Below are 2,743 nucleotides of genomic sequence, written 5' to 3' on the forward strand. Positions count from 1 at the left end.
TCGAAGCCAAATAATCGTTCTGCGGCAGTAGATTCCGAGCGATATCTCAAGTAAACTATATTCAAGTTCTACTTTAGCTTTCTTCATGTAAATGCCTGACCCGGGGCTCCGGCTTCCCGTCTTCCTCCCGCCGGAATCTGAAGAAACCGGGAAACGATCGTGGCGAGCCATTTCCCTGGGTGTTGCCGCTCTGGTAACGGTTTTTGGGCTCGCAACCGCACTGTTCCTGGGAACTCTCGGATACGAAATTCGCCGATCCAACATGCACGAAGCTCGCCTCAAGGGCATCCTGGTGCAAACGCCCACGGTGTACCAGGTCACCGAGGGCCTGAAAGAAAAAGCGCCCCTCGCCGCCATCGTGGAGTCGGGAAGCGACCTCGATGACGCCGTGGCTCGCTGGGGCGGCTCGCAAGCGGGCTCGATTCGGGAAAAGGCTCGCCAGTGGCCGCAGCTGCGGGTTTACGCTGCGGGAGACATGATGTACTTCATTTATTTCGACGCCGAGGACGTCATGAGAGACTATCTGTACGTCACCAACTGAAAGGAAGACCGATGCCCAAGCTGATTCATACTTCCAGGATTCGTATCGAGAAGGACAAGGGGCCGAAGCGACGGGCCTACATCGAGGGTTTCCCGAACCCCGTTACCTTCGGGGTCCACTCGAACATCAAGAAATTCTATGGAATCGAGCCCGAGGAAGAGCATCCGGCGACTCTCGACTACATGGTTGCCGCCGTCGGAGGATGAATGACGGGCACTCTCGGGCGCGCGCTGGAAGTGCGCGGAATTCCAAGCTATCCCGACAAGCTCTCGTCTACGGTCGAGGGGGATATCGAAGAGGTGGACGGCATCATGAGAATCACGAAGCTTCGGATTCGCTATCGCATCAAGCTTCCCGCGGGAAAGAAGGAGGAGGCCAATCGAGCGCTCTCGGTCCACGAGCGCAGTTGCCCGGCGGCGATGACGGTCAAGGGCTGCGTGGACATCGAGTGGACGGCGGAGCTCGAGGATGAGTGAAGTCACGCTGCGCGATGTCATGCGCACCTTTCCGCAAGGGGTGGTCGTCGTGACCGCACCGAGCGAGGAGGGTCCCCGGGGAATCACGGTGAGCTCGTTCACCTCGGTGAGCTTGACTCCACCCCGAGTCGTGATTTGCATCATGAGGGACTCCCGGGCGCACGATGCCATCGACCGCGGGGGCTTCGTCGTCAACATTCTCTCCGATCGCCAGGGCTCGCTCTCCGATCACTTCGCCACTCCGAACCTCACCTCCGAACAGCAATTCGAAGGGCTGTCGCGCCGGGGCCTCTATCTGGATGGTTGTCTCGGCTATCTGGGATGTCGCGTCGTGGAACGGCTGGTGCAGGGGACTCACACTCTCTTCGTGGGCGAGGTCGAAACGTGCTCGCTCGGAGCCGAGGGTGGACCGCTGGTCTTCTTTGGGCGTGAATACTGGGGTCTTGGTGAAAACGTCTTCACAAGGAGTTGAGGTCCGTGAATCAGCTTTTGGATAGCCTGACTTTCGAGCCATCCGGTGGGAGTCTGTCGCTTCAGAGCGCGCGTTATTTCATCGTTCGGCCAACGCTCCTCGTCGACCTCCAGAAGAGCATCGAAGCCCTGCTCGGTCACGAAGCCGGTCAGATCATGACCCAAACGGCCGCCATCGAAGGCGCGGCCCTCGCGGGTCGCTATCGTGACGCTTTCGGCTACTCCTCGGAACAGGTGATCGGTTCCGTTGCCTTCATGCTCTCGGAGCTGGGTTGGGGTGCCGTCAGCGTCGAGATGACGAATCTCGAAGGTCGGGAGATGGTGTTCAAGGTCATGGAATCGCCGTTTGCCGAACCATACGGCCCTTCCACGCAGCCCGTGTGCCACCTGCTGCTCGGAACGTTCCAGGGAATCGCCATGACGATCTTCGAATCGGAAGCGACGGGAATGGAAGTGCAGTGTCTGGCAAAAGGGGACAGCTGCTGCCGGTTCGTTGTCAGCGCGTGAGATGGGAAGCTCTCAGCTCGCCTGAATCTGTTCCTCGAGATAGGCGACCACGCGGTCCCGGTAGACGTCCCGCAGCTCGGTGAATTCCACTCCGAGCTGGAACTTCGTCTCGTCGCGACCGAGTACCCAGGCCTCGCAGTGACGAACCATGCCTCGGGCTTGAACCTCTCCCTGGGGCAAGGCGAAGACGAAGTCGTACACCTGGTCGAACTCGAGAGGGAAGTCGAGGCGGAAGAGTCCCCCGAACAGACTGAGGTTCAATACATAGAGCTCCACCAGTTTCGTCAGCTCGGCATGTTTTCCCAGGAACACTCTGGGTTGTCGCCGTCTCTCGTGGCGCAACTGCTCGTGGATCAAAGCCGCGATTTCCTCTCGCGTCTCGGAAGCCATGTGGACGAATCGCACGCCCGCGTGAAATCGCCCGTCATCCGAGCGCGTCGAGCGCATCACCACCGCGCCCAGCGATACCGGCTTTCGGTTGAGGGACAGCTCGAGCGTCAAACGCGAGGACTTTTCGAGGGGCCGCGGCGTTTCCAAGAGAGCCCCCGTTGGGCTCAGATCGACGATGCGGACCCGGCTTCCGTACCGGGTGTGTCCGTCGACGCGCACCTTTGGAGTCACCCTGGTTGCTCGTCGCGTACGTTCCATCTTTAGACTGCTCAATGCCGCGGCGGGACCCGTGGTCAATCGGCCGCCACGGCTGGGCTGCTTACGGCGCGACAGGCGCGCCGGGCTCGCTCCGCTCGCG

The 2,743-nt window shown here is 60.3% G+C and carries 6 protein-coding genes; 5 read left to right on the forward strand and 1 reads right to left on the reverse strand.

Annotated elements, in window-relative coordinates; translation table 11 throughout:
- Positions 1-91 precede the first annotated feature (91 nt).
- Genes VEK15_05070 through VEK15_05090 form a run of 5 tightly spaced genes read left to right on the forward strand, consistent with a single transcriptional unit; the run spans position 92 to position 1,995 of the window.
- Positions 92-541: a hypothetical protein gene (locus VEK15_05070; GenBank protein ID HXV60043.1), complete on the forward strand. Its 450-nt coding sequence runs from the start codon at positions 92-94 to the stop codon at positions 539-541.
- An 11-nt stretch (positions 542-552) separates the two neighbouring features.
- On the forward strand, positions 553-747 hold the full coding sequence (locus VEK15_05075) for a hypothetical protein (GenBank protein HXV60044.1): 195 nt from the start codon (positions 553-555) through the stop codon (positions 745-747).
- Positions 748-1,017, forward strand: coding sequence for an OsmC family protein (locus VEK15_05080; protein ID HXV60045.1), 270 nt, complete (start codon positions 748-750; stop codon positions 1,015-1,017).
- Positions 1,010-1,489, forward strand: coding sequence for a flavin reductase family protein (locus VEK15_05085; protein ID HXV60046.1), 480 nt, complete (start codon positions 1,010-1,012; stop codon positions 1,487-1,489). The genes VEK15_05080 and VEK15_05085 overlap by 8 nt, the downstream gene beginning before the upstream one ends.
- A 5-nt stretch (positions 1,490-1,494) precedes the next feature.
- Positions 1,495-1,995, forward strand: a complete 501-nt coding sequence (locus tag VEK15_05090) for a 4-vinyl reductase (protein HXV60047.1) — start codon at positions 1,495-1,497, stop codon at positions 1,993-1,995.
- 12 nt (positions 1,996-2,007) lie between these two features.
- Here the strand turns inward: VEK15_05090 and VEK15_05095 are convergent.
- Positions 2,008-2,743: PilZ domain-containing protein (locus VEK15_05095; GenBank protein ID HXV60048.1), on the reverse strand; the 736-nt coding region annotated here is incomplete at its 5' end.

This window comes from Vicinamibacteria bacterium (genome assembly GCA_035620555.1).
GTDB lineage: Bacteria > Acidobacteriota > Vicinamibacteria > Marinacidobacterales > SMYC01 > DASPGQ01.